The organism is Comamonas sp. F1-6 (assembly GCF_039581415.1).
Lineage (GTDB): Bacteria > Pseudomonadota > Gammaproteobacteria > Burkholderiales > Burkholderiaceae_C > Comamonas > Comamonas thiooxydans.
This window is the reverse complement of sequence record NZ_JBCPWN010000003.1, coordinates 38,118-62,347: the sequence shown is the minus strand read 5'-3', so window position 1 is coordinate 62,347 and position 24,230 is coordinate 38,118. Positions and strand designations below refer to the sequence as shown.

At 61.6% G+C, this 24,230-nt stretch carries 19 protein-coding genes and 1 pseudogene; 6 read left to right on the top strand and 14 right to left on the bottom strand.

From position 1 onward, the window contains the following. Positions 1–326 precede the first annotated feature (326 nt). On the top strand, positions 327–1,673 hold the full coding sequence (argA, locus tag AAIL66_RS04195; RefSeq protein ID WP_034393853.1) for an amino-acid N-acetyltransferase: 1,347 nt from the start codon (positions 327–329) through the stop codon (positions 1,671–1,673). Between the two features lie 134 nt (positions 1,674–1,807). Here the strand turns inward: argA and AAIL66_RS04190 are convergent, their stop codons facing one another. Continuing rightward, positions 1,808–2,623, bottom strand: coding sequence for a helix-turn-helix transcriptional regulator (locus AAIL66_RS04190; RefSeq protein ID WP_045838975.1), 816 nt, complete (start codon positions 2,621–2,623; stop codon positions 1,808–1,810). A gap of 274 nt (positions 2,624–2,897) precedes the next feature. On the opposite strand from AAIL66_RS04190, the gene AAIL66_RS04185 reads away from it, so the two are divergent. The 3 genes from AAIL66_RS04185 (at position 2,898) to AAIL66_RS04175 (ending at position 8,103) form a co-directional block, all read left to right on the top strand. After that, positions 2,898–4,577 carry a 2-isopropylmalate synthase gene (locus AAIL66_RS04185; protein ID WP_343496182.1) on the top strand — a complete coding sequence of 560 codons (1,680 nt, stop codon included), beginning with the start codon at positions 2,898–2,900 and terminating at the stop codon, positions 4,575–4,577. Positions 4,578–4,831: 254 nt separating this feature from the next. After that, on the top strand, positions 4,832–7,225 hold the full coding sequence (locus AAIL66_RS04180; RefSeq protein ID WP_045838977.1) for an adenosylcobalamin-dependent ribonucleoside-diphosphate reductase: 2,394 nt from the start codon (positions 4,832–4,834) through the stop codon (positions 7,223–7,225). A 230-nt stretch (positions 7,226–7,455) separates the two neighbouring features. Then, positions 7,456–8,103 (top strand): dihydrofolate reductase family protein, encoded by a 648-nt coding sequence (locus AAIL66_RS04175; protein ID WP_045838978.1) that lies wholly within the window; start codon positions 7,456–7,458, stop codon positions 8,101–8,103. Between the two features lie 137 nt (positions 8,104–8,240). Here AAIL66_RS04175 and AAIL66_RS04170 read toward each other — a convergent pair whose 3' ends face one another. The 9 genes and pseudogenes from AAIL66_RS04170 to bla all read right to left on the bottom strand — a co-directional run bounded on the left by AAIL66_RS04170 (position 8,241) and on the right by bla (position 18,461). Beyond that, a complete protein-coding gene (locus tag AAIL66_RS04170; RefSeq protein WP_343496072.1) occupies positions 8,241–8,606 on the bottom strand; it encodes a hypothetical protein in 366 nt (121 codons plus the stop codon). 359 nt (positions 8,607–8,965) lie between these two features. Continuing rightward, on the bottom strand, positions 8,966–10,396 hold the full coding sequence (locus AAIL66_RS04165) for a chloride channel protein (RefSeq protein ID WP_034352091.1): 1,431 nt from the start codon (positions 10,394–10,396) through the stop codon (positions 8,966–8,968). Positions 10,397–10,646: 250 nt separating this feature from the next. Then, positions 10,647–11,003: a DUF3325 domain-containing protein gene (locus AAIL66_RS04160; RefSeq protein WP_045838979.1), complete on the bottom strand. Its 357-nt coding sequence runs from the start codon at positions 11,001–11,003 to the stop codon at positions 10,647–10,649. Then, the gene (locus tag AAIL66_RS04155; protein ID WP_233425131.1) at positions 11,000–11,317 is read right to left on the bottom strand and encodes a hypothetical protein; all 318 of its coding nucleotides are present in this window, start codon (positions 11,315–11,317) and stop codon (positions 11,000–11,002) included. Before AAIL66_RS04155 ends, AAIL66_RS04160 begins: the two co-directional genes overlap by 4 nt. Next, complete coding sequence (locus tag AAIL66_RS04150; protein WP_343496071.1) at positions 11,314–12,954, bottom strand: PepSY-associated TM helix domain-containing protein; 1,641 nt, start codon at positions 12,952–12,954, stop codon at positions 11,314–11,316. The genes AAIL66_RS04155 and AAIL66_RS04150 overlap by 4 nt, the downstream gene beginning before the upstream one ends. 10 nt (positions 12,955–12,964) lie before the next feature. Further along, a pseudogene (locus AAIL66_RS04145) lies at positions 12,965–15,552 on the bottom strand (TonB-dependent siderophore receptor). Positions 15,553–15,642: 90 nt separating this feature from the next. Beyond that, a complete protein-coding gene (locus tag AAIL66_RS04140; RefSeq protein ID WP_343496070.1) occupies positions 15,643–16,626 on the bottom strand; it encodes a FecR domain-containing protein in 984 nt (327 codons plus the stop codon). Then, complete coding sequence (locus tag AAIL66_RS04135; protein WP_343496069.1) at positions 16,623–17,090, bottom strand: sigma-70 family RNA polymerase sigma factor; 468 nt, start codon at positions 17,088–17,090, stop codon at positions 16,623–16,625. The genes AAIL66_RS04140 and AAIL66_RS04135 overlap by 4 nt, the downstream gene beginning before the upstream one ends. Positions 17,091–17,570: 480 nt before the next feature. Beyond that, positions 17,571–18,461: a class A beta-lactamase gene (gene bla / locus AAIL66_RS04130; protein WP_233425132.1), complete on the bottom strand. Its 891-nt coding sequence runs from the start codon at positions 18,459–18,461 to the stop codon at positions 17,571–17,573. A 128-nt stretch (positions 18,462–18,589) separates the two neighbouring features. On the opposite strand from bla, the gene AAIL66_RS04125 reads away from it, so the two are divergent. Together AAIL66_RS04125 and AAIL66_RS04120 are read left to right on the top strand one after the other, a co-directional pair. Continuing rightward, positions 18,590–19,453, top strand: coding sequence for a LysR family transcriptional regulator (locus AAIL66_RS04125; RefSeq protein ID WP_003067957.1), 864 nt, complete (start codon positions 18,590–18,592; stop codon positions 19,451–19,453). 139 nt (positions 19,454–19,592) lie between these two features. Next, positions 19,593–20,309 (top strand): glutathione S-transferase, encoded by a 717-nt coding sequence (locus AAIL66_RS04120; RefSeq protein ID WP_045838985.1) that lies wholly within the window; start codon positions 19,593–19,595, stop codon positions 20,307–20,309. Positions 20,310–20,426: 117 nt separating this feature from the next. Here AAIL66_RS04120 and AAIL66_RS04115 read toward each other — a convergent pair whose 3' ends face one another. The 4 genes from AAIL66_RS04115 to cysT form a co-directional block, all read right to left on the bottom strand. Then, positions 20,427–20,930 carry a disulfide bond formation protein B gene (locus tag AAIL66_RS04115; RefSeq protein WP_172415194.1) on the bottom strand — a complete coding sequence of 168 codons (504 nt, stop codon included), beginning with the start codon at positions 20,928–20,930 and terminating at the stop codon, positions 20,427–20,429. Between the two features lie 163 nt (positions 20,931–21,093). Next, entirely contained in the window at positions 21,094–22,221 is a 1,128-nt protein-coding gene (locus tag AAIL66_RS04110; protein ID WP_003055644.1) for a sulfate ABC transporter ATP-binding protein, read from the bottom strand. 29 nt (positions 22,222–22,250) lie between these two features. Beyond that, positions 22,251–23,291, bottom strand: a complete 1,041-nt coding sequence (gene cysW / locus AAIL66_RS04105; protein WP_034379617.1) for a sulfate ABC transporter permease subunit CysW — start codon at positions 23,289–23,291, stop codon at positions 22,251–22,253. Beyond that, positions 23,291–24,148 (bottom strand): sulfate ABC transporter permease subunit CysT, encoded by an 858-nt coding sequence (gene cysT, locus AAIL66_RS04100; RefSeq protein ID WP_034352054.1) that lies wholly within the window; start codon positions 24,146–24,148, stop codon positions 23,291–23,293. The genes cysW and cysT overlap by 1 nt, the downstream gene beginning before the upstream one ends. Positions 24,149–24,230: the final 82 nt, after the last annotated feature.

Below are 24,230 nucleotides of genomic sequence, written 5' to 3'. Positions count from 1 at the left end.
CCCCTTCTCGACGTGGTCGAGAGATGCGCCATGAAATGAGCCGTACGGAAAGATCTGCGCAAACGGCAACCGGACGATTGACCGAGTGTCCAGCTTTGCCTCACATGGGTTCGACGCTGACTGCCACCAGGAGCTCTGCTCAAATACAAGCCGTCTTTTTTTGAAAACTTCACGCCACAAAAGCCACAAACTGCGCGATCAGCGCGCACAAAACCCTGCAACAACCAGCTAAGGCAAGCGAGTAACCGCTACACTTTGCGCCTCAGGCCTGCGTAATACCCGACGCAGGCCTTTTTTCCCGCTTTTCGAGGTTTTCGCGCACTGCCATGTCCACCGTCTTCAATTTCACCTTTGTTCCCTGGTTCCGGTCTGTGGCCCCCTATATCCACAAGTTCCGACACCAGACCTTTGTGGTGGGCCTGACCGGTGAAGCCATTGATGCGGGCAAGCTCAGCTCCATCGTCCAGGATCTGGCCATGATCCAGGCCATGGGCGTCAAGATCGTGCTGGTGCACGGCTTCCGCCCCCAGGTCAACGAGCAGTTGCGCCTCAAGGGCCAGGAGCCGCGCTATTACAACGGCATGCGAGTCACCGACTCCATCGCGCTGGACTGTGCCCAGGAAGCGGCCGGCCAGCTGCGCTACGAGATCGAAGCCGCCTTCAGCCAGGGTCTTCCCAACACGCCCATGGCCGGCGCGCGCGTGCGCGTGATTTCGGGCAACTTCCTCACGGCCCGCCCCGTGGGCATCGTCGACGGTGTGGATTTCATGCACTCCGGTCTGGTGCGCAAGGTCGACGTGGAAGGCATTCGCAGCGCCCTCGACTCAGAAGCCATGGTGCTGGTCTCGCCCTTCGGTTTCTCGCCCACGGGCGAGGCCTTCAATCTCAGCATGGAAGAAGTGGCCACCCGCGTAGCCATCGAGCTCAAGGCCGACAAGCTGCTGTTCCTGACCGAAGTGCCTGGCGTTCGCATGGACCCCAACGGCCCGGCCGACGAGAACAACCCCATCGATACCGAGCTGCCGCTGGACGCCGCGCGCCGCCTGCTGGCCCAGCTCCCGCCTGCACAGCAACCTACCGATGTGGGCTTTTATCTGCAGCACTGCGTACGCGCCTGCGAGCATGGCGTGGAGCGCAGCCATATTCTGCCCTTTTCGACCGACGGAGCGCTGCTGCTGGAGATCTATGTGCACGACGGCATCGGCACCATGGTCATTGACGAAAAGCTCGAAGAACTGCGCGAGGCCACGATCGACGACGTGGGCGGCATCATTCAGCTTATCGAACCCTTCGAGCGCGACGGCACGCTGGTCAAGCGCGACCGCACCGAGATCGAACGCGACATCGCCAGTTACACCGTCATCGAACACGATGGCGTGATCTTCGGCTGTGCTGCCCTGCACCCCTATCTCGAAGCCAAGACCGCCGAAATGGCCGCCGTCACCGTCTCGCCCAAGAGCCAGGGCACGGGCGATGGCGAGAAGCTGCTCAAACGCATCGAACAGCGCGCACGCGCCCTGGGCTGCGAAACCATGTTTGTGCTGACCACGCGAACCATGCACTGGTTCATCAAGCGCGGCTTTCAGCCCGTGGAGCCCGAATGGCTGCCGGAGGCCCGCAAGGCCAAATACAACTGGGGCCGCAAGAGCCAGGTACTGGTGAAGAAGCTCTAATTCGCCTTCATCATTAAAAATGGCTTTCAGCGCTTGATGAACAAGCGTTGGAAGCTATTTTTTTGGGTGGAGCAAAAGATGCGTGCAGCAGGCACAGGCGGAGCAAGCCGCGGCTCTGGGTGCAGCAAGGCCGGCTAACGTGGCACCGCTCTGTCTGCCGCAGCCGCAAATTCCGACGGCGGGCGGCCGAACTGTTTGCGGAAAGCAGCCGTGTATGCACTATGGCTTTCATAGCCGCTTTCCAGCGCCACGGTGGTGATGGGCATGCCCTGCAGCAACTGGGGGATGGAAGCCATCAGCCGCATCTGCTGATACCACCGGCCCCAGTTCATCCCGGTGCTTTTCAGAAATCGACGGTGCAGCGTCTTGGGCGTCAGCGCGTGCTGCTGGGCCAGGGCTTCCACCGTGGTGCGCTGCGCCGGTGCATCCAGCATGCTCTCGCAGATGCGTCGCATCAGCGCATCTTCAGGCCAGGGCAGGTAATACGGCAGCGGCGCCAGAGCCTGCAACTCCTCCAGCAGCAGATCACCCAGCAGCGCATCGCGCGGGCGATGCGGTCCCTGATGGGGCAAGTCGACAAGCGCCGCCATCAGCTCCCTGACCAGCGGCGAGACATGGAGCACGCAGTCCCGGGCCGGCAGGCGTGCCGACCATGCCTCCTCAATGAACAGGCCAAAGGCTCGCACCGCCGTGGTCGCCGTGATTCTGTGCAGCATGCCCGGGCGCAGCCACACCGCCGTGGTGGGTGGAACCAGCCATTGCCCGCAGGGGGACTCGACCAGCAACACGCCTTCCGAGGCATAAATGAGATGGCCGCGCGCGTGGCTGTGCTGCGGCACCACATGACCGGGCGGATAGCGCTGTTCCACGCCCGTGACAGGCAGTGGAGAGGCCTGGGCATGCTGCAAATCCAGCGCATGCGCGCCATGTTCGGGGGAGGCAAAACCCATGAGATGTCCAAATCTCTACAACAAATGAATATCTATCGATAGAAGTCTATACCGTTGACGACATAAAGTAGCCCCACTGTCTGCATCAACCCGCACTTTTGCCGTGAAACACTGCCACCCGCTTTCGCTACGCCTACTGGCTCTGACATCTGGTCGGGGTCTGCATGCACGCGTTCGCGCATGGTCCCATCCTGGTCTTCCCAGACCCCGGCCTTAGCCAGCTCCATCCGGGCAGGGAGACCAGGTGATTGTTGCAACCCATTCCAAGGTCTCTATGCTGGCTGATCCCTCTAACAAATACCGCGCATTTCCCGTTGTGGACTTGCCCACCCGCCAATGGCCTGCCCGTACGTTGACGCAAGCGCCCGTATGGCTTTCGACCGATTTGCGCGACGGCAACCAGGCGCTGTTCGAACCCATGAACCGCGAGCGCAAGCTGCGACTGTTCGAGGAACTGGTCGCCATCGGTTTCAAGGAAATTGAAATCGGCTTCCCCTCCGCTTCCCAGACCGACTTCGACATCGTGCGCCACCTCATCGAAGCGCAACTGATTCCGCACGACGTCACACCCATGGTCATCACCCAACTGCGTGAGGACCTGATTGCCACCACGGTGCGCAGCGTGGCCGGCGCACGCCGCGTGATCGTGCATCTGTACAACGCCGTGGCACCAGCCTTCCGCGAAATCGTCTTTGGCATGGAAGTGCCGCAGATCATTGCCATGGTGGAGCACCATGTACGCTACCTCAGGCAACTGACCGGGCAGCACCCCGAAACCGAATGGGTGCTGCAGTACTCCCCGGAAACCTTTTGCATGGCCGAGCTGGACGTTTCCCTGGCCGTGTGCAATGTCGCCATTGCAGCCTGGGATGCCGGTCCTAAGCGCCCCATGATCATCAACCTGCCGACCACGGTGGAGGTTTCCACCGCCAATGTGTTTGCCGACCAGATCGAATGGATGGACCGGCGTCTGGCACGGCGCGAGCACATCACGCTTTCGGTACACCCCCACAACGACAGAGGCACCGGCGTGGCCTGTGCCGAGCAGGCCCTGCTGGCCGGCGCCCAGCGTGTGGAAGGCTGTTTGTTCGGCAACGGCGAGCGCAGCGGCAATGTGGATCTGGTGACGCTGGCTCTGAACCTATACACCCAGGGCATTGTTCCGGGCCTGGATTTCTCCGACATCGCTGCCGTGGCTCGCATCGCCGAAGCCTCTACAGCCCTGCCCATACATCCGCGCCACCCCTATGTGGGCGATCTGGTGTTCACGGCTTTTTCGGGCTCGCACCAGGATGCGATTGCCAAGGGCTTTGCGGCGCAACAACCCGACGCCCCATGGCGCGTACCCTATTTACCCATAGACCCGCAGGACCTGGGACGTACCTATGACAGCATCGTGCGCGTCAACAGCCAGTCCGGAAAGGGCGGTATTGCCTTCCTGCTGCAGAAGGACAGGGGCATCATCATGCCGCGGCGCATGCAGATCGAGTTCAGCGCCATCGTCCAGGCCTGGGCCGACAGCAGCGAAACCGAGCTTAGCAGCGCACAGATCTGGGAGCTGTTCGAAGCCACCTACCTGCATGCCCAAGCCGGGTCCCGGTCACTGCGTTATGAAAGCCACCGCCTGTTCGACAGCCCGCAAGGCCAGGGTATCGAACTGCACTGGCACGATGCCGACGGGCAACCCAGGCTGCACAAAGGCATCGGCAACGGCCCTATTGCAGCCACCGTCGCTGCACTGGAGTTGCCGCTGCGCATCGACAGCTACGAAGAGCGCAGCCTGGGCAACGGCGCCGACGCCTGTGCCGTTGCCATCATCGAAGCCGCATGGCCTGGCGTGCCCGGCTCACGGTTTGGCGTAGGCATGCACGCGAACATCGTCACCGCATCGGTGATGGCGGTCGTGAATGCCGCTGCGCGCTTTGAGGGGGACATGATTCAGACCCGCGCATAGCCTTCGATAGATCGTCGCGTCTCCCTCTTGTCGGCCGATACCGTTTGAAGCTCGGCCTGCGCGGTGCCCTCCCTCATACGCCGACTCGGTCTTTTCCGTCTATTTTCAGCGGGTCTGTCACAATTTTGGGGGCAGGCCCGTTGTGCCGATGGAGGCTTCTGGGCACTTGGTGCATCGTCGATGTTGCGCTGCGTCACAGCACCACCAAGCAGTCTGCGCTACAAAGTCGACATCCGATTAGCATGAGGCATGCCATGAATACACTCCCTCCTCAGGCCATCAGCCAGGATGTGCTGGCCGAGAAATATCTGGCCGACGGCGAGCAATCCGAGCAAGAGCTGTTTGCCCGCGTGGCACGAGCCCTGGCAGCTGTTGAACAGCCTGAGCTTCAGACGCATTGGGAGCAGCAATTTCTGGTCAATCTGCAGCGCGGTGCCATCGGTGCTGGCCGCATCATGGCAGCGGCGGGGCTGGACACCAAGGCCACGTTGATCAACTGCTTTGTGCAGCCCGTCGCCGACGCCACCAATGGTTTCGACACCCAGGGAAACCCCGGCATCTACACAGCGCTTTCTCAGGCAGCCGAGACCATGCGCCGCGGTGGCGGCGTGGGTTATGACTTCTCCAATCTGCGACCACGCGGTGCGCTGGTGCGCGGCACCAACTCCTTTGCGTCGGGCCCCTGCTCCTTCATCGATGTCTTCGATGCATCCTGTACCACGGTGGAGTCGGCCGGTGCGCGCCGCGGAGCCCAGATGGGTGTGCTGCGCATTGACCACCCCGATGTACTGGAATTCATCACCGCTAAGCGACAAAAAGGCCGCTGGAACAATTTCAATGTGTCTGTGGGAGTGAGCAGCGCATTCATGCAGGCGGTCAGGGACGATGCCCAATGGGAGCTGGTGCATGTCGCCAGTCCCAGCGAGGCACAGATACAGGCCGGCGCCCATCGCCGCGACGATGGCCTCTGGGTCTATAAAAGCCAGCCCGCGCGCGCGCTGTGGGATGCCATCATGCGCTCGGCCTACGACTTCGCCGAGCCCGGCATTCTTTTTCTCGACAACATCAACGCCGACAACAACCTCTGGTATGCCGAGCAGATTGCCGCCACCAATCCCTGCGGCGAGCAGCCCCTGCCGCCCTATGGCTGCTGCGATCTGGGCCCGGTCATACTCACGCGCTTTGTGCGCGAGGCGTTCACACCTCAGGCTTTCTTCGATATGGAGGCCTTTCGCGCCGCCGTCGCGGTTCAGGTGCGCATGCTGGACAATGTGCTGGACGCCACCGTCTGGCCCTTGCCCGAGCAGCAGCGCGAGGCACAGCAAAAGCGCCGCATCGGCGTGGGCTTCACTGGGCTGGGCGACGCCTTGATTCTGCTGGGCCTGCATTACGCCAGCGATGCAGGCCTGCAGCAGGCCGCATCAATAGCTCGCGCCATGCGCGATGCGGCTTATGCCGCGTCGGTGGAGCTGGCACGGGAAAAAGGTGTCTTCCCGCTGTTCAACGCCAAGCAGTATCTGAAAAGCGGCTTTGCCAAACGCTTGCCCAAGGAGTTGCGCGCTGCCATCAAAAAACATGGGCTGCGTAACAGCCATCTGCTGTCCATCGCCCCCACGGGCACGGTATCACTGGCCTTTGCCGACAATGCGTCCAACGGCATCGAGCCCGCTTTTTCCTGGACCTATACGCGCAAAAAGCGCACGACCGATGGCGGCGAGCAGTTCTACACCGTACAGGACCATGCCTACCGCCTGTACAAAGCCATGCACGGCGACGAGGCACCGCTGCCCGACTGCTTTGTCAGTGCGCTGGAGCTGAGCGCCAGCGAGCATGTGGCCATGATGCGCTGCGTGCAGCCCTTTATCGACACATCGATTTCAAAGACCGTCAACATCCCGGCCGACTATCCCTTCGAGGACTTCAAGCACCTCTATATGGAGTGCTGGGAGGTCGGCCTCAAAGGCTGTGCTACCTACCGTCCCAACGACACGCTGGGCGCGGTTCTGTCTACCGATTCAGCCCCCACCCCCTCTCAAGCGCCTACTGGTAAATCGCAGGCTGCTATCAACTCGGTTAGCAGCAGCGGCATGACGGCTGTGATCGAGCGCCGCCCCGAGGGTCCGCTCAATGCCGTGGTGGACAAGATCGAGTATTTCACGCATGACGGCATACGGCGTCTCTATCTGGTCGTCAGCTTCATGGTGGTCGACGGTTTGGAGCGTCCCATCGAATTCTTCATGCCCGTGGGCCAGACCGGGGAGAGCCAGCAATGGATCACGGCCACCATGCGCAGCCTGAGCCTGGCCGCGCGTGGCGGCTTTCTCGACAAGGCCCTGGCCGATCTGCGCAAAGTGGCCTGGGATCGCGGCCCGGTGCGCTACGGCAGCAGGACGCGTGACGACGGCAGCCGCATCCCGCTCTGGCATGACAGCGAAGTGGCGCTGCTGGCCTATGCGATTCAAAGCATCATCGCCAATCGCGGCCTGCCCCAGCCGGCGCCCAGCACGGCGGCCACGCCGGCATCTCCGCCCGAGAACAATGCCTCCGTCAGCGGTCAAAAGTGTCCCGACTGCGGAGCACATGCCATGATCAAAAAAGATGGCTGTCAGTTCTGTACTGCCTGCGGCTTTGTGGGGTCATGCGGTTGAAAAATGGATAGCTTGAGTCGCGATCAAGCTGAGCAGTGCGATGGATGACTGAGTCCGCTGCAGCAGCGTCCATTCAGATGGCAGCCCAAAGCAGCGGTCAGGCGCGGCTTCGGACCCAGCACCCTGAGCTCAACAATGCGACGGGTGACCGAGGCATGTGGAAACGCTAAGTACAGACGTTGATATCGAGGCCATCGATCATCGCTCTCCAACCTGAAAGGTGTTCCGTCATGAAAGTCAAAGTCCTCTGCTTCGGCATCTCGCTGGACGGTTACTCCGCCGGACCCAACCAGGATTTGCAGAACCCGCTCGGCATCGGTGGGCCTGAGATCCTTGAGTGGTTCTTCCCCACCCAAGTCTTTCAGCGTATGCATGGAAGGTCTCAGATCGGCGAAACAGGTGTCGACAATCAGATGGCCGAACGCTCCTTCGAGAACATCGGTGCGTGGATTCTGGGGCGCAATATGTTCGGCCCGATACGCGGCCCTTGGCCCGACGAAAGCTGGAAGGGCTGGTGGGGCGATGAGCCACCCTATCACGTGCCCGCATTTGTCCTGACCCACCATGCGCGGCCCGCGCTGCGCATGCAGGGAGGCACCGATTTTCACTTCGTCACGGATGGCATTGCGTCGGCGCTGGCGCAAGCCAAGGCAGCCGCAGGTGATCGCGATATTCGCATAGGCGGCGGCGTAGCCACCGTGCGACAGTTCCTGCAGGCGCGACTGGTCGATGAGATTCACCTCGCTGTACGTCCTCTGTTGATGGGGGCCGGCGAAAACCTCTGGCAAGGCTTGGACATGCGGGCTCTTGGCTATGAGGTCGCCGAAGTGAGACAGGGCGAACGAGCCATGCATGTGATGGTGCGCAAACAAGCGTAACACCTGAAAACCGGGTCGCACTTGATACCGCAGGCGTACTCCTGACTGTCCGGACTGTCCAAGCCCATGGTCCTGACACTTGTGACGCTCATGTTCCAACCGGGACGGCTAGCGACAGTCGTATCCAGAACGCTTGCTTAACGCTTAGCTTCGGAGGTCGAAAGAGGTGATTTGCCGGAACGATAGGCCAGGCCAGCGCCGCAAGTGGTCTCAGTCGTAGGCCTCGCATACATCACCAATGGCGAGCTCGCCCAACTTCTCGCTCTTTGAATATCACATTCCAGTTCTTGCCTCTCAAGCTCGACCATCAGGTACTCACGGTAAGCATCCACTCGGACTTTCGGCTCGGTGGTCGTGCTTTGAAGCAACTTATTGAGTTGTGGTTGCTCGTGCAGCATGCCCTTCTGGCGGTCGAGCAAAGGCTGGATTCCCGCCTCGACAGGCTGTATTGCGTGAGCACAGCCAGTCCAGGCCATGGCGATAAAAAGAGCGACTTGGCGCATGTTTGTGCTTCGACCCCCACGTAGGTAAAGTGGATGGCATCAACCCCAGACCTTGCCCGATAACACTTGCCACTCTGAGAAGCACTATGGGTCGCCTCACGCCTTTATATAGGGGTTGGCGGAAATACTCCTACTGCCGTCCGGCATCCAGCGTCAATAGACTGCGTGCGACTCTTCGCTCAGGCTAGGGCTTGAAACGCCATGCGCTGCGACTCTCTCAACGAGCCTGCAGGCACGGCTCACCGGTTGCGCCGCGCGCTCAGGATCAACTGAACTCCTGACTTCACCCAAGCATCACCACCGCTGGCCCAAGCTAGTTCAATTCCTCGTAGACGCTGCCCATGGATTCAACTGACAGCCTAGACTTGACGCGATTTTTGCAGTGAGTCAGGCTCGGATGACTCATCCAGCGCCACTGGCTGCGTGGACTCCGCCGGAGCCGCAGCGGCTTCTGGCTCCGGCTCCTTGGGCAAAGAGGCCCTTGCCACTTGGAGCATGTGCAGGGCAAGCGATTCATACAGAGGCCGCGCAATCATGCGCGAGATCATGCTGGCGATCATGGCCGATGCCATGAGGCTCAGCACCAGTGCATGGCCGTCCACCATCTCCATGACGATGATGAAAGCCGTCAGTGGCGCCTGGGTGACCGCCGCCAGAAAGGCAGCCATGCCCATCGCTATCAATGCAGGAGCTATATCCGTAGTTCCAACAATCGATGCAACGTTATTCCCCACGCCTGCACCAATCGACAGCGAGGGCGCAAAGATACCGCCGGGTACGCCCACCCAGGCCGATAGCCAGGTGGCGATGAATTTGAGCGTGACATAGAACTCGGGCACATCGGCCTCGCCCTGCAACATATGCTTGACGGCTTCGGAGCCCGCACCAAAGGTGGCGCCACCGGTGACCACGCCGATGACGGCAATCAGCAGGGCCAGCACTGCGGCAAAGCGGATCGGAAAGCGTGACCTGAGCTTGTTAAGGCGCTCGGTGGACGAGGTCAGCGAGTGGGTCATGAGCTTGGCGAACAGGCCGCCCAGCACGCCGCAGGTCAGCGCCACGGCAAGACAAGGCAGCAGGTCACGCCAGCCGAGTTCGGCCACGCGGATGCGGCCAAAGTAGCTCAGGTTGCCGAAGACCGAGACCCCCATCAGACCGGCCAGCACAATGGCTGCGATGATGAGACCGCTGGAGCGCGACTCCAGCTTGCGCGAGAGCTCCTCGATGGCAAACACCACGCCCGCCAACGGGGCGTTGAAAGCTGCTGCAATACCTGCCGCGCCGCCAGCCACCAGCAAGGCATGGGTATTGATGACGGACTTGGGGCCCAGCCAGCGCCGCGCCGAATGCATGACACCGGCAGCCACCTGCACCGACGGTCCTTCGCGCCCTATCGACAGCCCCGCAAGAAAGCCCGCGCTGGACAGCACGATCTTGGCAAACGACAGCCACAGCGACACAAAGCGCTTGCGCAGACTGGCATCGACCGATGGCTCCAGCGTGGCAATCACCTGCGGGATGCCCGAGCCGCTGGCACCCGGAGCCCATTTGCGCGTGGCCCAGACCGCTGCCGCCGTGATGGCCGGCATCCAGATCAGCACCAGCCAGCCATGGACGCCGTGGTAGATGCTCTCGAAAAAGCCGAAAGCCGCTTCGGCCAGCAGCGTGAAAGCCACCACGCTCAGGCCCGCTGCCGCGGCATAGGCCAGCACCACCGTCCGCTCCAGCCAGCGCTTTCCATCGCGCATCTCTTCATTGAGGTTGTGGAAGAAATCTGGCTCTTGCTGCATGGGCGGGGAATCGTTTCGGGGCGGCTGCAAAAATGGGCGAAGACCCACATTCTGCGCCCGCCCAAGGGCTTGCCAGATCGGCAATAGCCACAACGATTGCCCGAGTCGCACATCTATTGCGAATCACCCGGCTAAAGCCCGAGGGAATGCCCATGCGGTCATGCCGCGCAGGCCCGTCTCCGCCGTGGCAGTGACAGGCCTCTGTGTCCGGGCCTGCTGGCTCCAACCCGGCAGCCCTCATGCCGTAAACTCATCCCGTGAATGCCACCCAAAGCGTCCCGGCCAAGGCGATCAGACCTCCCATGGCCACCAGCACTGCACCGGGCCCAGGCACATAGGCGAGCAGCCATGTGAGTGCCAGCGCGGCCACACTGAGGCAGCCCAGCCAGACGATGGTTCCCACCGCAGCACCCCACAAGCCCATGCACAGCCACAGTGCGAGCAGCATCAGCGCCGCCCCCGCCAGGCGCAGCACGACCCGCAGCGCCGGCCCGGGCTCGCCACGCGATACAAGCTGATCGCAATGCCTGTCCATGGCCTGGCTCAGCACCAGCATGCCTGCCAAGCACAGCGCCAGGGCGCAGGCCATCATCTGCCACAGACTCATGCTACACCTTTCAGCGCCTGCAGCGCAGCTGTCAGCAGGGCTGCCGAGCCCGCCATCCATGCCATCACGCGCAGCAGGCTGCGCACATGGAAGGCCCAGAGCGTCACTGCGGTGTAGAGCACAAAGCTGAGCAAGGTGGAAAGCAGCACGGCAGGTGCACGCTGCATAGCGCCCAAGGCCACAAGCACCTGGGCCATCACGGCGCAGGCCAGCGCCGTGAGCGCATAGCCGCCCAGCGTGGCCATCAGCACGCGCAGCAACACGGCCCAGCGATGGCGCCTGGTCTGAGCCTTGGTCATTGCCGCCGCTTTCATGTGAGACCTCCTGAGACAACGCCACGGCCCGCACGCAACTGCGCCATGTTCTTGCTACGCTGCGACTTTTCATGCCGCCATGCGCCCCAGGCGACCAGCAGGCCCAGCGCCATGCAGGTCAGCTCCAGCCCTGCCCGCTGACCATCGCCCTGCGCCAGGTACAGCAGCAGGTGCTGGCCTGTAGTCATGACATTGAGCAGCGGCAAGCCCAGACACAGCAAGGCCAGCATCCATAGCTGTTCGCACCAGGCCTGGCGCGCCGTGCGCAGCAGCGCATGCAGCAGGCTCAGGACCCAGACCGCAAAGAACACACGGATTTCCCAGCTGGAACGCGCCTCCAGCACCAGAGGCAGCAGACGATTGCCATACAGATAGGCAATGGACGCCAGCGCCGAGCCTGCCAGTGCCGCCACATTGAGCGCATCAATGCAGCGGTACATGGAGGGCGTCGCCGCGCCCCATTCATAACCGCTTCTTGCACGGCGCTTGACCACAAACAAGATCGATCCGCTGGCAATCATTGCCGTGCCGACCAGGCCCAGGACAAAGTACAGCCACTTCATCGCCCAGCCACCAAAGGTGACCAGATGCAGCGCGCTGATGACGGGATAGGTATCGCTTGCAAAACTACTGGACGGCGAACTGGCGGATAGCTGCAGCAGCTCGCCGTCGACGGCATCGAATGTCACTGAATTGGCGCTGTTGACCATTCGGCGCGTCACTGCCGTATCCGGCTTGCCTTCCGTGAAGCGTATCGTGGCCGGCGCACCCTCAGGTCGTTGCACCACCACGCCCACGACAGGCTCCGTCAGCAGGGACTGGGCCTGCTGCGCAAGGCTGACAAGGTCCACAACTGCAATGGCTGGTGCATTCGAGGGTGTATTCGCCTCGGATCTGGCGTTCAACTCGGACTCGTAGCGGCTGTAGGCCGAACGGTCCTGCCCATACAGCGATTGCAGCGGCCAGGGCATATAGCTGGTGTAGAAATGCGCGAGTCCCGTGTAGACGATCATGAACAGAAACGGCAGCGTGAGCACGGCCGACGCATTGTGTGCATCCAGCCAGGAACGCTGGCCCTTGCCGGGCCGGAAGGTAAAGAAGCCCTGAAAGATGCGCCGGTGCACAATCACGCCCGAAACCAGCGCCACCAGCATGCACATGGACACCAGTCCCACCACCCAGAAGCCAGCGATACCGCCCTGCAAGGAATAGTGAAAGGACATGAAATGCCGACCGCCTTCGGTCTGACGCATGGCAGGCTCTGGCAGGACTTCGCCCGTCTGGACATCTAGGCTGGCCTGCAGATCGCCGTCCTGGGCACGCGCGAATACCTTGACCCCATCGCCTGTGTGCAGCGGCAGACCGATGCGCCAGATACTGGCATCCGGCGCCGTCTTGCTCAGATGCTGCTCGGCCAGCAGCAAGGCCTGCAGACGCTCTTGCGGAGAAAGCGCCTGCTGGCCGCTGCCTTCCAGTGGCAGCCCCTGCATCCATAGCGTGATGGACTCACGGAACACGCTGATCGAGCCCGTGAGAAAAATGGCGCAGAGCAGCCAGCCGCACACCAGGCCGCACCAGGTGTGCAGCCATGACATGGTCTGGCGAAGTCCGGGCCCGGATGCTGGCTTGCCGCTCATGTCAGCCCGCTCAGAACGCGCCACGCAAGGTCAACAGCACGCTACGCGGCTCGCCATACCAGTTGCCGCTGCCCGAGGTCCCAACCGTCTTGTAGTAAGTCTTGTCGAACAGATTGTGCACATTGAGCGCAGCCGACCAGTTGCGATTGATGCGGTATTGCACGCTGGCGCCCCAGACGGCGTAGCCGGCCTGGGTGAAGCGGAAGGGAACGGCATTGCCATCGTATTGGCCCGATGCCGGGTTGTAGCTGTTGGCCGTGCCGCTGACATAGGTGGCGCTTTGCAGCGTCACGCCACCGCCCACCGTCCATGGCGAGAGCTGACCCTGCAACTGATACGTGCTCCACAGCTTGAACAGGTGCTTGGGTGTGATGGAGCTATAGACCAGTTGCGACGGGTCGGTCTTGTTGCGATTGTGGTTGTAGGTATAGCCGGCAAACAACTGCCAGCCCTGCGCCAGCTGACCGGTCACTTCCATGTCCAGCCCCTGGCTGATGATCTTGCCCTGCGCGACATAGCAGCAGCTCAGGCCCAGATTCCCCACATCCGTTTCCGGATAACGCGGATCACGCACCGCCTGCCCCTTGCGCTCGATACGGTAAAGGGCCAGCGCTGTATTGAGCTTGCCATCGGCGAGTTCCCCCTTCATGCCCAGCTCGAAGCTGCGGCCTTTGATCGGGTCCAGCGCGGCCCCCGGTGCCGGCCCGGCCAGCATATTGGCCTGCGACTTGTGGATCTCGGTCACGCTGCCATAGGCCGTCCACTGGTTGCCCAGGTCATACACCAGGCCCGCATAGGGGGTGAAGATGCCGCTTTCGCTGTAGTACTCGCGACCGCTGGCCCGAACACTGCCATCGGCGTTGTAGTTGATGTATGGCGTGTCGTAGGAGTAGCTGGCATAACGTCCTCCGACAATGGCAGTGAGCTGATCCGTCAGGCTCAGGTTGGCACGACCATAAAAGCCTTTTTGAGTAGCGCCGTAGCCGGGATAGCTGCGCGTCATGCGTTCGCGTACCGCAGGGGGAATTCTGCCGGGATCGAACTCATAGACATTGGTCAGAGACAGCGGCGTATTCATCTCGGAGTAATAGGTGTCCTGATCGTCACGGACCTTGCTCCAGTCCGCGCCGAGCAGCAAGCGGTGTTTGCGACCGAACAGCGAGAACGGGCCGCTGGCATGCACATCCAGGCTTTTTTTCTCCGAACGAAAGTCGTTGGAAAAGCCGGTCCAGTTGGCGCCAAGACCTGTTGCAGGGTCAACGGCTCCGCTGAGGCTGGCCAGCCGCGCATCGCTGTCCACCTTCTGATAATTGAGCTGGGCCTTTAGCTTCCAGTCTCCCGCCAGCTGCTGGTCGAGCTGCGCAAAGACCTCCTTGGCGCTCTTGTCATAGTGGCTCCAGCCCGCCATCAGCGCAGTTTTGCGAGACAGCTTCAGATCGTCGCCATTGGCGGCACGCGGCAGGCCTTCGCGCCAGGGAGTGGCCCTGAGCTTGTCGTAGCTGGCTCCCAGACTCACACGGGTGGAGCTTGTCACATCGGCCTCCAGAATACCGTAGAGCAAGCTGTTGCGCGATTCCGCTCCGCGATAGAAGAAGTCCTTGTCAGAATGCGCGAGCACAGCACGACCACGCAGGCTCCCTGCTTCATTCAATGGACCCGCAACATCCAGCTCGGCCTGTTTGCGACTCCAGCTGCCGACGCCCACCGAGCCCAGAATCTGCTTTTGCGCCGTGGGACGCTTGCGCACCAGATTGATGGCACCGCCAGGCTCCCCATTGCCGCTGAACAGGCCGTTGGCGCCGCGCACCACCTGCACGCTGTCATACATGGCCAGATTGGGGTCGAACAGTTGCTGGCTGAAAGCGTCCACGCTGGCTCCGTCGATCTGCACATTGCTGATCTCGAAGCCCCGCGACAGAAACTTGGTGGCCGCACCGCCCAACCCTCCCGCACCGCCATAGTCCACCGCCACGCCGGTGGTCTGCTGCATCACCTCCCCCACATTGCTCATGGCCTGATCTTCAATGCGCTGGCGCGTCACCACCGAGATCGACTGCGGTGTCTCGCGGATGTCCTGCCCTTTGCCCAGGGACACATGCGAGGCGGCATACGAGCCGCTGCCTTCCGTGGCTTCACGCTGGGCCAGGGCCGTCACCGTCACCTCGCCCAGCATGCCGGTCTGGCTGCTGTGGCGACGCACGGTGATGGCCGCCCCGACAGGAAAGGCCTCCAGTCCGCTCCCCGCAAGCGCCTTGGCCAGCGCCTCGTTCAAGGTCTGCACGCCCTGCAACGCCGGCGCCGTGCGGCCTTCCACCAATGCAGCGTCAACCGAGACCGACACCCCCAGATGCGGGCCAGTGCATTCAATGCTTGTCCCAGCGGCTGCGCAGGCAGGCTCAGGCTGCGCGAGGTGGACATGGTCTGGCTGCTGGCGACCTGGGCATGAGCCGTCGGTAATACCGCCAGAGCTGACCAAGCCAGACAGGCCATGGCACTGGCCAAAGCCACTGCGCGCAGACCTCCGCAATGCGAACCCGCAGCCATCCCCTCCTCTTGAACAGAAGAAAAATGAGAGTGATTTCTTTTCATCAAATGCATCCTGTGAAGTGCTTGTCTAAGTGCTTTCACAGTGAAGACGCATGAAATAGCTTGTACCGGACAAAAATTTTCATCCGGCCTTGCCGGCCGTCAGCGCCGACGGATGACGGTGCGGCCATCGGCCAGTTGCTCCACGCGCACCGGCAGGGAGCGCGACAGGCTGGCAATGAAGATGGCAGGCTCGCGCAGCTTGAAGCTGCCCGTCAATCGCAGGGATTGCAAAGAAGCCCCATCGTCCAACACCATTGACTGAGCCAGGTAGTCATTCGAACGCGCCACGACTTCGGTCAGCGGCGTGCGGTCGAACACCAGCCAGCCTTCGCGCCAGGCCCCCACATCCGAAGCATTGAGCGAGTAGTGCGCGAGCTCGCCGCCTGCATAGATGCGCAGGCCTTGGCCGGCGCCCAGCATGGCATCGGGGTACTGATCCGCCATGCGGGCTTGCTGCCACACGGCCACACGGCCCTGGGCGACGCTGACCTGCAGGCCGGTAGGCCGAAGGGCCACAGAGAAAACCGTACCCAGCACACGCACCCGGCCCAGGGCCGTGTGGACCTCCAACGGCCTCTGTGCATCATGGGCCACGTCGAGCCGAATTTCGCCCTGGCGCAGATGGATCTCGCGGCGCTGACGGTAGAGCATCACCGAGGCATCGGTGCCAGGCGCCAGATCGAGCTGGCTGCCATCGGCCAGATGGCGGCTCAATTGCTGTCCATGGCCTGTATGCAGCGCGATTTGCTCCAGTGGTTGCAGCCAATGCCAGCGGCCGAGCATGCCGGCAAGGCCTGCCACACCAGCCACCCCCAGCACGGACAGCGCGCGACGGCGCGTCTGCTGCGCACGCGCCGACTGGGTGGCGGGCATGGGCATATCGCCTTGCAAAGCACTGCCATCGGTCTGCGCCCAGCCCGCCATGGCAGCCTGGGCCGCCAGTTCATTCGCGGGCTCACTGGCACGCCAGCGTTCCAGCGCCTCTGCCGCTACCTGCGCTGCTTCGGTACTTGCGCCATGCTGGCGAGCAATCAGCAACAAGGCGTATTCCAGCCGTTTGCGCTCGGGCATCTCGGCCTTCATGACTTGAGCCCCATGCAATCGCAGACGGCACGCACCACATGTTTTTCGATGGCGGCTTCGCTGATACTCATATGCGCTGCTGCCTCGGCATGGCTGAAGCCATAGATGCGCACCAGCACAAACACCTCGCGACGCTTGCGCGGCATGGCTTCCAGGCGCCGTGACAGCAAGACCAGTTGCTGTCGCCCTTGCACCTGACGCTCGGCCGAGGGCACCTCGTCGGCCCCCACCACCGCCAGGGTTTCCAGCATGCGTGCTTCTGCAGCGCTGCGGCGCGCATCGTCGATCACAATGTTCTTGCCGGTACGAAACAGCAGTGCTCGCAAATCCCGTACCGCAAGCTCTCGCGACTGCATGGCAAAGACGCGGGCATAGCTTTCCTGCACGACATCCGCAGCCGCATCCCGGCTATTGAGCGAGCGAGCAAAGAAACTGACGAGTTCTGCGTAATAGTGCGCAACCACGGGTACACCTCGACCTCTTGCGAGGCATGCCGCCCAGGCTCTGGAATCGGCCGCAAAACATGCAGCTACGGAGCGGGAAAGCGCAGACTCTATCAGAAAATGAGAATCAATCTCATTAAATGACAGATCTCGACGCCTCTTCGCATCAATGCAGAGCCGGCGTCGCGACAAACTTTGAGCTTGCGTCTGCATCGCTGGCGCGACTGGGTGAGTTCCGCCCCGGGTCATCTCCTGCAATCAGCCATTCAGGCGCAACAACTGCAGCCGGGCCCACCCAAGTTCAAGCGCAAGGCTCGGACAGGACTTGTGATTGGCCAGCCCCCTGCCCTGCCTGGCAGCAAACCTCAAGCCTGAAAGGCAAGCCCACAGAACGTCCTGCGGACTGCAATCGAGTGGACGGTTAGGCTTCTGTAACAGCGCGACCCCAAAGTCTGCAGGCATGCAAGATCCTTGCCCACGATCGAAATGACCGCCGCTGCTTCAGATCGTGTAATACCAGCGTTTGATCGCTTCGCCAGCCCTGGCCAACACGGCTTCGCGCCCCGCCCCATCGAGCGGGCTGCCGGTTAGATACGCCGTCACCAGCAGCGGCGCAGATTGTGCGGTAGGCCAGACGATGAGAGTGTCGCAAGCCGTGCCCCTCTCGCCGCTGCCTGTCTTGCCGCCCACTTTCCAGTCGCCGGGCATGCCGGCGCGCACGCGCTTGTCACCGGTACGGCTGTCCACCAGCCATTGCTGCAACAGGGCGCGGGCATAGCCCTCCAGCACATCGCCCAGCAGCAGCTTCTGCAGACTTTGCACCATGGCTTGCGGCGTCGTTGTGTCGCGTTCATCGCCGGGCAGCGCAGTGTTCAGCGAAGGCTCGTTGCGGTCCAGCCGGGTGGTACCGTCCCCCAGCTCGCGCAGCCATTGCGTCAGCGCCGCCGGCCCGCCGCTGGCTTCCAGCAGCACATTGGCCGCCGTGTTGTCGCTGACAAGCACCATCGCTTCACACAGTTCCTGCACCGTCATGCCGCCATTGGCACCCGCGCGTTTTTCGGATATCGGCGACCAAGCCACGACTTCGGAAGGAGAGTAATAGAGCTTGCGCCACAGTCGAATTTCATCTCGCTGTGCCAGATACAGCATGCGTGCGGCCAACAAGGTCTTGAAGGTGCTGCACATGGGAAAGCGCTCATCGCCGCGCCAACCCGCCTCGGCGCCGCTGACGGTATCCAGCACATACAGGCCGAATCGGCCCTGGGCCTGAATCTCCAGCGCCGCCAACTCGTCACTCAATGTTCTCGCTGCTGCTGCTTGCTGCTTGGAGATAAAAGCACAGCCGCTCAGTCCCCAGGCCCCCAGCCCCAAGGCCAGTCCTGTTGTCAGCATGCTGCGTCGCTGCATAAGATCCTCTTTTGGTTAACTGTCATGGTTTGAAGCATAAATCGGTAGATTCGTATGAACCAGCAGTAATAATTGACACCATCCATTAGAAAAACTTTTATCTTGTTTGAGATATGCAGCTACCACTGAACGCCTTGCGCATGTTTGACGCGGCCGCCCGTCACCAGAGCCTGACTCGCGCCGCGCAGGAGCTGCACGTGACGCAGGCCGCCGTCAGCCAGCACATCCGCAATCTCGAAGAGCGCCTGGGCAAGCCTTTGTTTCGCCGCCTGCCGCGCGGCCTGGCCCTGACCGACGAAGGCCAGGCCTTGTGGCCCGTGGTGGCACAGAGCTTTGAGCGCATAGAGCAATCGCTGCAGCAGGTGGCAGAGCCACGACCACGCGAAATTCTGACCGTGGGCGTGGTCGGCACTTTTGCCATAGGCTGGCTGATCCCCAGGCTGAGCCAGTTCCAGCAGTTGCACCCCTACATAGATCTTCGGCTGCTGACCAATAACAATCGCGTGGATCTGGCTGGCGAAGGACTGGACGCCGCCGTGCGCTTTGGCGACGGTGCCTGGCATGGCACGCACGCGCAGATGCTGCTGCGCGCGCCGCTCTCGCCCATGTGCACCCCCATGCTGGCACAACAGCTGCGCGAGCCCGCCGACCTGGCTCGGCAAACCTTGCTGCGCTCCTACCGCACGCAGGAATGGGAAGGCTGGTTTGCCGGCCTTGACCAGGCTGCCCCGCTGGCGCGTGGAGCCATGTTCGACTCTTCGCTGACGCTGGCCGAGGCCGCCGCTCAGGGCGCAGGCATTGCCCTGCTGCCCGCACGCATGTTCGAGCACATGCTGCAACAAGGCCGGCTGGTGCGCCCTTTTGCCCATGAGGTCGACACCGGCGCCTACTGGCTGACCTATCTCAAATCGCGTCAGGCCAGTGCCGCCCTGCAAACCTTCAGACAATGGCTGATGACCCAGTTGCAAACCGACTGAAACCAGCGCTCTTTAATGTCTAAAACCGTTTCACTCCAATCGTTTCAAGCTATCAATCCGTGAGTGCTCCAAAACATCTAAGCCGCACAGGTCTGCATGGCTTCAGGGCAAGAGGTACAGTACACGCCCAGCAAGCGCCATGGCGCTTTGGTTTCATTCATCTCATCAGATACCTGCCTTGACTGCCGCCGCCACCCTGCCCGTCCTGTACTCCTTCCGTCGCTGCCCCTATGCCATTCGCGCCCGTCTGGCGCTGGCCCATGCGGGCCTGGCGTGCGAACTGCGTGAAATCAATCTGCGCAACAAGCCACAGGCACTGCTCGACGCATCGCCCAAGGGCACGGTGCCAGTGCTGGTGCTGCAGGATGGAAAAGTCATTGATCAGAGCCTGGAGGTGATGCTGCATGCGCTGCGCGGCAACGACCCCGATGGCTGGCTGCAACCCACGCATGGCAGCCTGGAGGACATGCTGGCTCTGATCGAGCGCAACGACGGCTTCTTCAAACAGGCTCTTGATCGCTGCAAATACCCCGAGCGCCACGATGCCGAGGCCGTGAACCAGGCCCAAGCCGACGCGCTGACCTGGCTGTCGGCACTGAACGATCAGCTCGAGGAAACCGGCTATCTGTTCGGCCTCAACCCCAGTCTGGCCGATATGGCACTGCGCCCCTTTGTGCGCCAGTACGCGCGCATTGACGAGGCGCAGTGGAACGAGCAGCCCTGGCCTCATCTGCAGCATTGGCTGCAGCGCTGGATTGACTCGGCCCTGTTTGCCGAAGTCATGGAAACCTATCCGGGCTGGGTGCCCGGCAGCAAGGGGCCGACATTTGTTGGCGAGAGCGTGGAAAGCCTCTAATGGTGAAACCATGGCTGCAGCTGCTGGAGTGACAGCTACGGCCAGTGTTTCAGAGCCATGAAAAAGCCCCGGCAGCTTACGCTTGCCGGGGCTTCATAGTTTGGATGTCGCCGGGATTCAGCGCTTTACGCCCTTGAGCAACAGCATGGCCAGAATCACGAAAAACGCCACGAAGCAGACAAACGACCAGTTGGCAATGGAGCCGCCCAGCAAAGTCCAGTCAATGGCCGCACAGTCGCCCGAGCCCTGGAAGATCATCGGAATGGAGCGGCTGAAGGAGTAGTGCTCGATCATTCCGTAGAAGTCACGGCCGCAGGTCGCAAACTCGGGTGGATACCACTGCAGCCAGCTTTGGCGTGCCGCCACAAACGCACCGAAACCGCTGGCCAACAGGGCCAGAACGCCAAAGCTCATCCACCAGCCTTTTTGGCCTCTAAAGCTTGCCAGCCCTGTGAAGATAGCTACCAAAATCAGTGCATAACGCTGCACGATGCACATGGGGCAAGGCTCCAGGCCCACCACATGCTGCAGGTAAAGGCCAAACGCCAGCATGGCCACACAGGCGACGCTGATCAGCGCCAGGATGCGCCGCGGCGCGGTTTCAAACCATTGAAGCATCAATATTCTTTCTGCGAAATTTCTGAATCATGCCAGCACCAAGGATAACGCCCTCTGATGCCTGCACGACTCCCTCGCAGGAGACTGCAAGCCAGAGCCGCCTCTCGGCGACTCTGAGACTCCCGCCTGAGAGGCAGGGGTAAGGCGCATAGCGCCTCAGGGGGTATCAAATCCCAGCCGCCTCATCCAGGAACACCTTGGCCCGGCGCGGCGTCACCACCAGGGTTTCACCTTCGCGCAGACCCATGTCCTTGAACTGCTGTGCGGGAATCTGGGCTTCAATCAACCCGTCTTCCCCGGCATGGCTGGCATTTGGTGTGGTCTCGGAGGGAATAAGTTCCAGCCTTGCAATGGGGCCGACCACAATGGCACGCGAAAGCTGAGCCACGATGCCTGTGGGGCGCCCCTGGGCGTCGAGGTTCTGGCCCGGGGAATAGCGCTCCACTTCCAGATCATGGGGTCGCACATAGGCAAAAGCCTGGCTGTCCTGGGCACCGCGCGCATCGCTGCTGTCCAGTTGCATGCCCTCATCCAGATAGACCCGGCCATCGCTGGCACGACCCTTGAACAGATTCACATCGCCCAGGAAGCCATAGACAAACGGTGTGGCGGGGTTGTCCCAGACTTGCTGGGGCGTGCCTTCCTGTTCGATCTTGCCCTGGTTGATGACCACCACGCGATCCGCCACTTCCAGGGCCTCCTCCTGGTCGTGGGTCACGAAGATGGAGGTCACATGCAGCTCGTCGTGCAACTGGCGCAACCAGCGTCGCAGCTCCTTGCGTACCTTGGCATCCAGCGCACCAAAGGGCTCGTCAAGCAGCAGCACCTTGGGCTCGACAGCCAGTGCACGGGCCAGTGCGATACGCTGACGCTGGCCGCCCGAGAGTTGGGATGGATAGCGCTCGGCAATCCAGTCCAGCTGCACCAGCTTGAGCAGCTTCATGACCTTTTCCTTGATCACTGCCTCGCTGGGGCGCTCTTTGCGCGGCTTGACACGCAGGCCAAAAGCCACGTTCTCGAACACCGTCATATGACGGAACAGCGCGTAGTGCTGGAACACAAAGCCTACGTTGCGGTCTCGCACATGCACATCGGTGGTGTCTTCACCGCTGAAGTGGATGCTGCCCACATCGGCGGTCTCCAGACCCGCGATGATGCGCAGCAGCGTGGTCTTACCGCAGCCCGATGGGCCGAGCAAGGCGATCAGCTCGCCCGATTTGATATCCAGACTCACATCGCGCAGGGCCTGAAAATCGCCGAACTGCTTGCTGACATTACGAATTTCGATACTCATGATGAATCTCTTGTTCTGATCCGGGCAGCTCAGGCTGCCTTGGCGGTTTTGTTCGTTGCGAGGCTGATCTGGCCTGGGCGCTCGGGCGGTGCTTCGGCAGCGGCCCTGGCCTGCTGCTCGGCACGCCATTCGGCGAGGGACTTGATCACCAGTGTCACCAGCGCCAGCAGCGCCAGCAGCGATGCCACGGCAAAGGCGGCTGCTGCCTGATAGTCGGCATACAGCACTTCCACATGCAGCGGCATGGTGTTGGTCTGGCCCCGGATATGGCCGGAGACCACAGACACAGCACCGAACTCGCCCATGGCACGGGCGTTGCACAGAATCACGCCATAGACCAGACCCCATTTGATATTGGGCAGGGTGACATTCCAGAAAGTCTGCCAGCCCGAGGCACCAAGCACAATGGCGGCCTGCTCTTCGTCGCTGCCCTGGGCCTGCATCAGCGGGATCAGTTCACGGGCGATGAAGGGAAAGGTCACGAACACGGTGGCCAGCACGATGCCGGGCACGGCAAAGATGATCTGGATCTCATGCTTGGCCAGCCAGGGGCCCAGCCAGCCGTTGGCGCCAAACACCAGCACGTACATCAGACCGGCAACCACGGGCGAGATGGAGAATGGCAGATCGATCAAGGTGGTCAAAAAGGCCTTGCCCTTGAACTCGTACTTGGCGATGCACCAGGCGGCGGCCACACCGAAGACCAGATTCAGGGGCACGGCAATCAGCGCCGTGATCAATGTGAGCTTGATGGACGAGATCGCATCAGGCTCGCCCAGCGACGTGACATAGACATCCCAGCCCTTGCGCAGCGCCTCGCCAAAGACGGACAGCAGCGGCAGGATCAGGAAGATCAGCATGAACAGCAGGGCCACTGTGGTCAGAACCCAGCGCACCCAGCGCGGCTCGGTCGTGGTCATCTTCTCCAGCTTGGCGCTCTTGGGCGGGGCCGTGATCTTGTAGAGCGCGACCAGGACCAGCAGAGCAATGGCGACGATGGTGAAAAGATGCGCCCAGATGGGCAGCAGATTGGGAAACAGCGCCTGAATCGCTGCGTGAATCGAAGACATCAGCGGCCTCCCTGCGCCTTGCGCTGCCATGCCTGCAGTGCGTTAATCAGCAGCAGCAATACAAAAGAGATCAGCAGCATCACCACGGCCACAGCCGTAGCACCGGCTACATCGTGTTGATCCAGCTTGGCCATGATGATCAACGGAGTGATTTCCGAGACCATGGGAATGTTGCCGGCAATGAAGATCACCGAGCCATATTCACCCACGGCGCGCGCAAAAGCCATGGCAAAACCGGTCAGCAGCGCCGGACCGATATGCGGCAGTATGACCTTGTAGAAAATCTGCCAGCGCGATGCGCCCAGACTGGTTGCCGCCTCTTCCAGCTCCTTCTCGAAGTCTTCAAGCACCGGCTGAACGGTACGCACCACAAAAGGCAGACCGATGAAAATCAGTGCAATGGCGATGCCCTTGGGGTTGTAGGCCATCTGAATGCCCAGCGACTCGAAGTACTGTCCGATCCAGCCATTGCCCGCATACAGCGCCGACAGCGAGATACCGGCCACGGCCGTAGGCAGCGCAAACGGCAGATCGACCAGCGCATCCACCACCTTCTTGCCGGGGAACTGGTAGCGCACCAGCACCCAGGCGATCAGCATGCCGAACACCACGTTCACGCAGGCCGCAATAAAGGACATGGTGAAGGACAGCTCGTAGGAAGCGACCACGGCCGGCGCCGATACCGCAGTCCAGAACTGCTCCCAGGTCAATGAGAAGCTTTTGAACAGCAGGGCTACCAGCGGGATAAGCACGATGATGCTCAGATAGAAAATGGTGTAGCCCAGCGTCAACCCGAAACCGGGCAACACTCGCTTGGCACTACGCGCCTTGCGTGGGGCTAGAGCAGCAGAGGACATATTCAAAAGGCAATGTAGAAAAAGTGATTGCAGCCAACATGCCGGGCCTATGAACAGGCAGGCGCCCCACAGGGACGCCGAG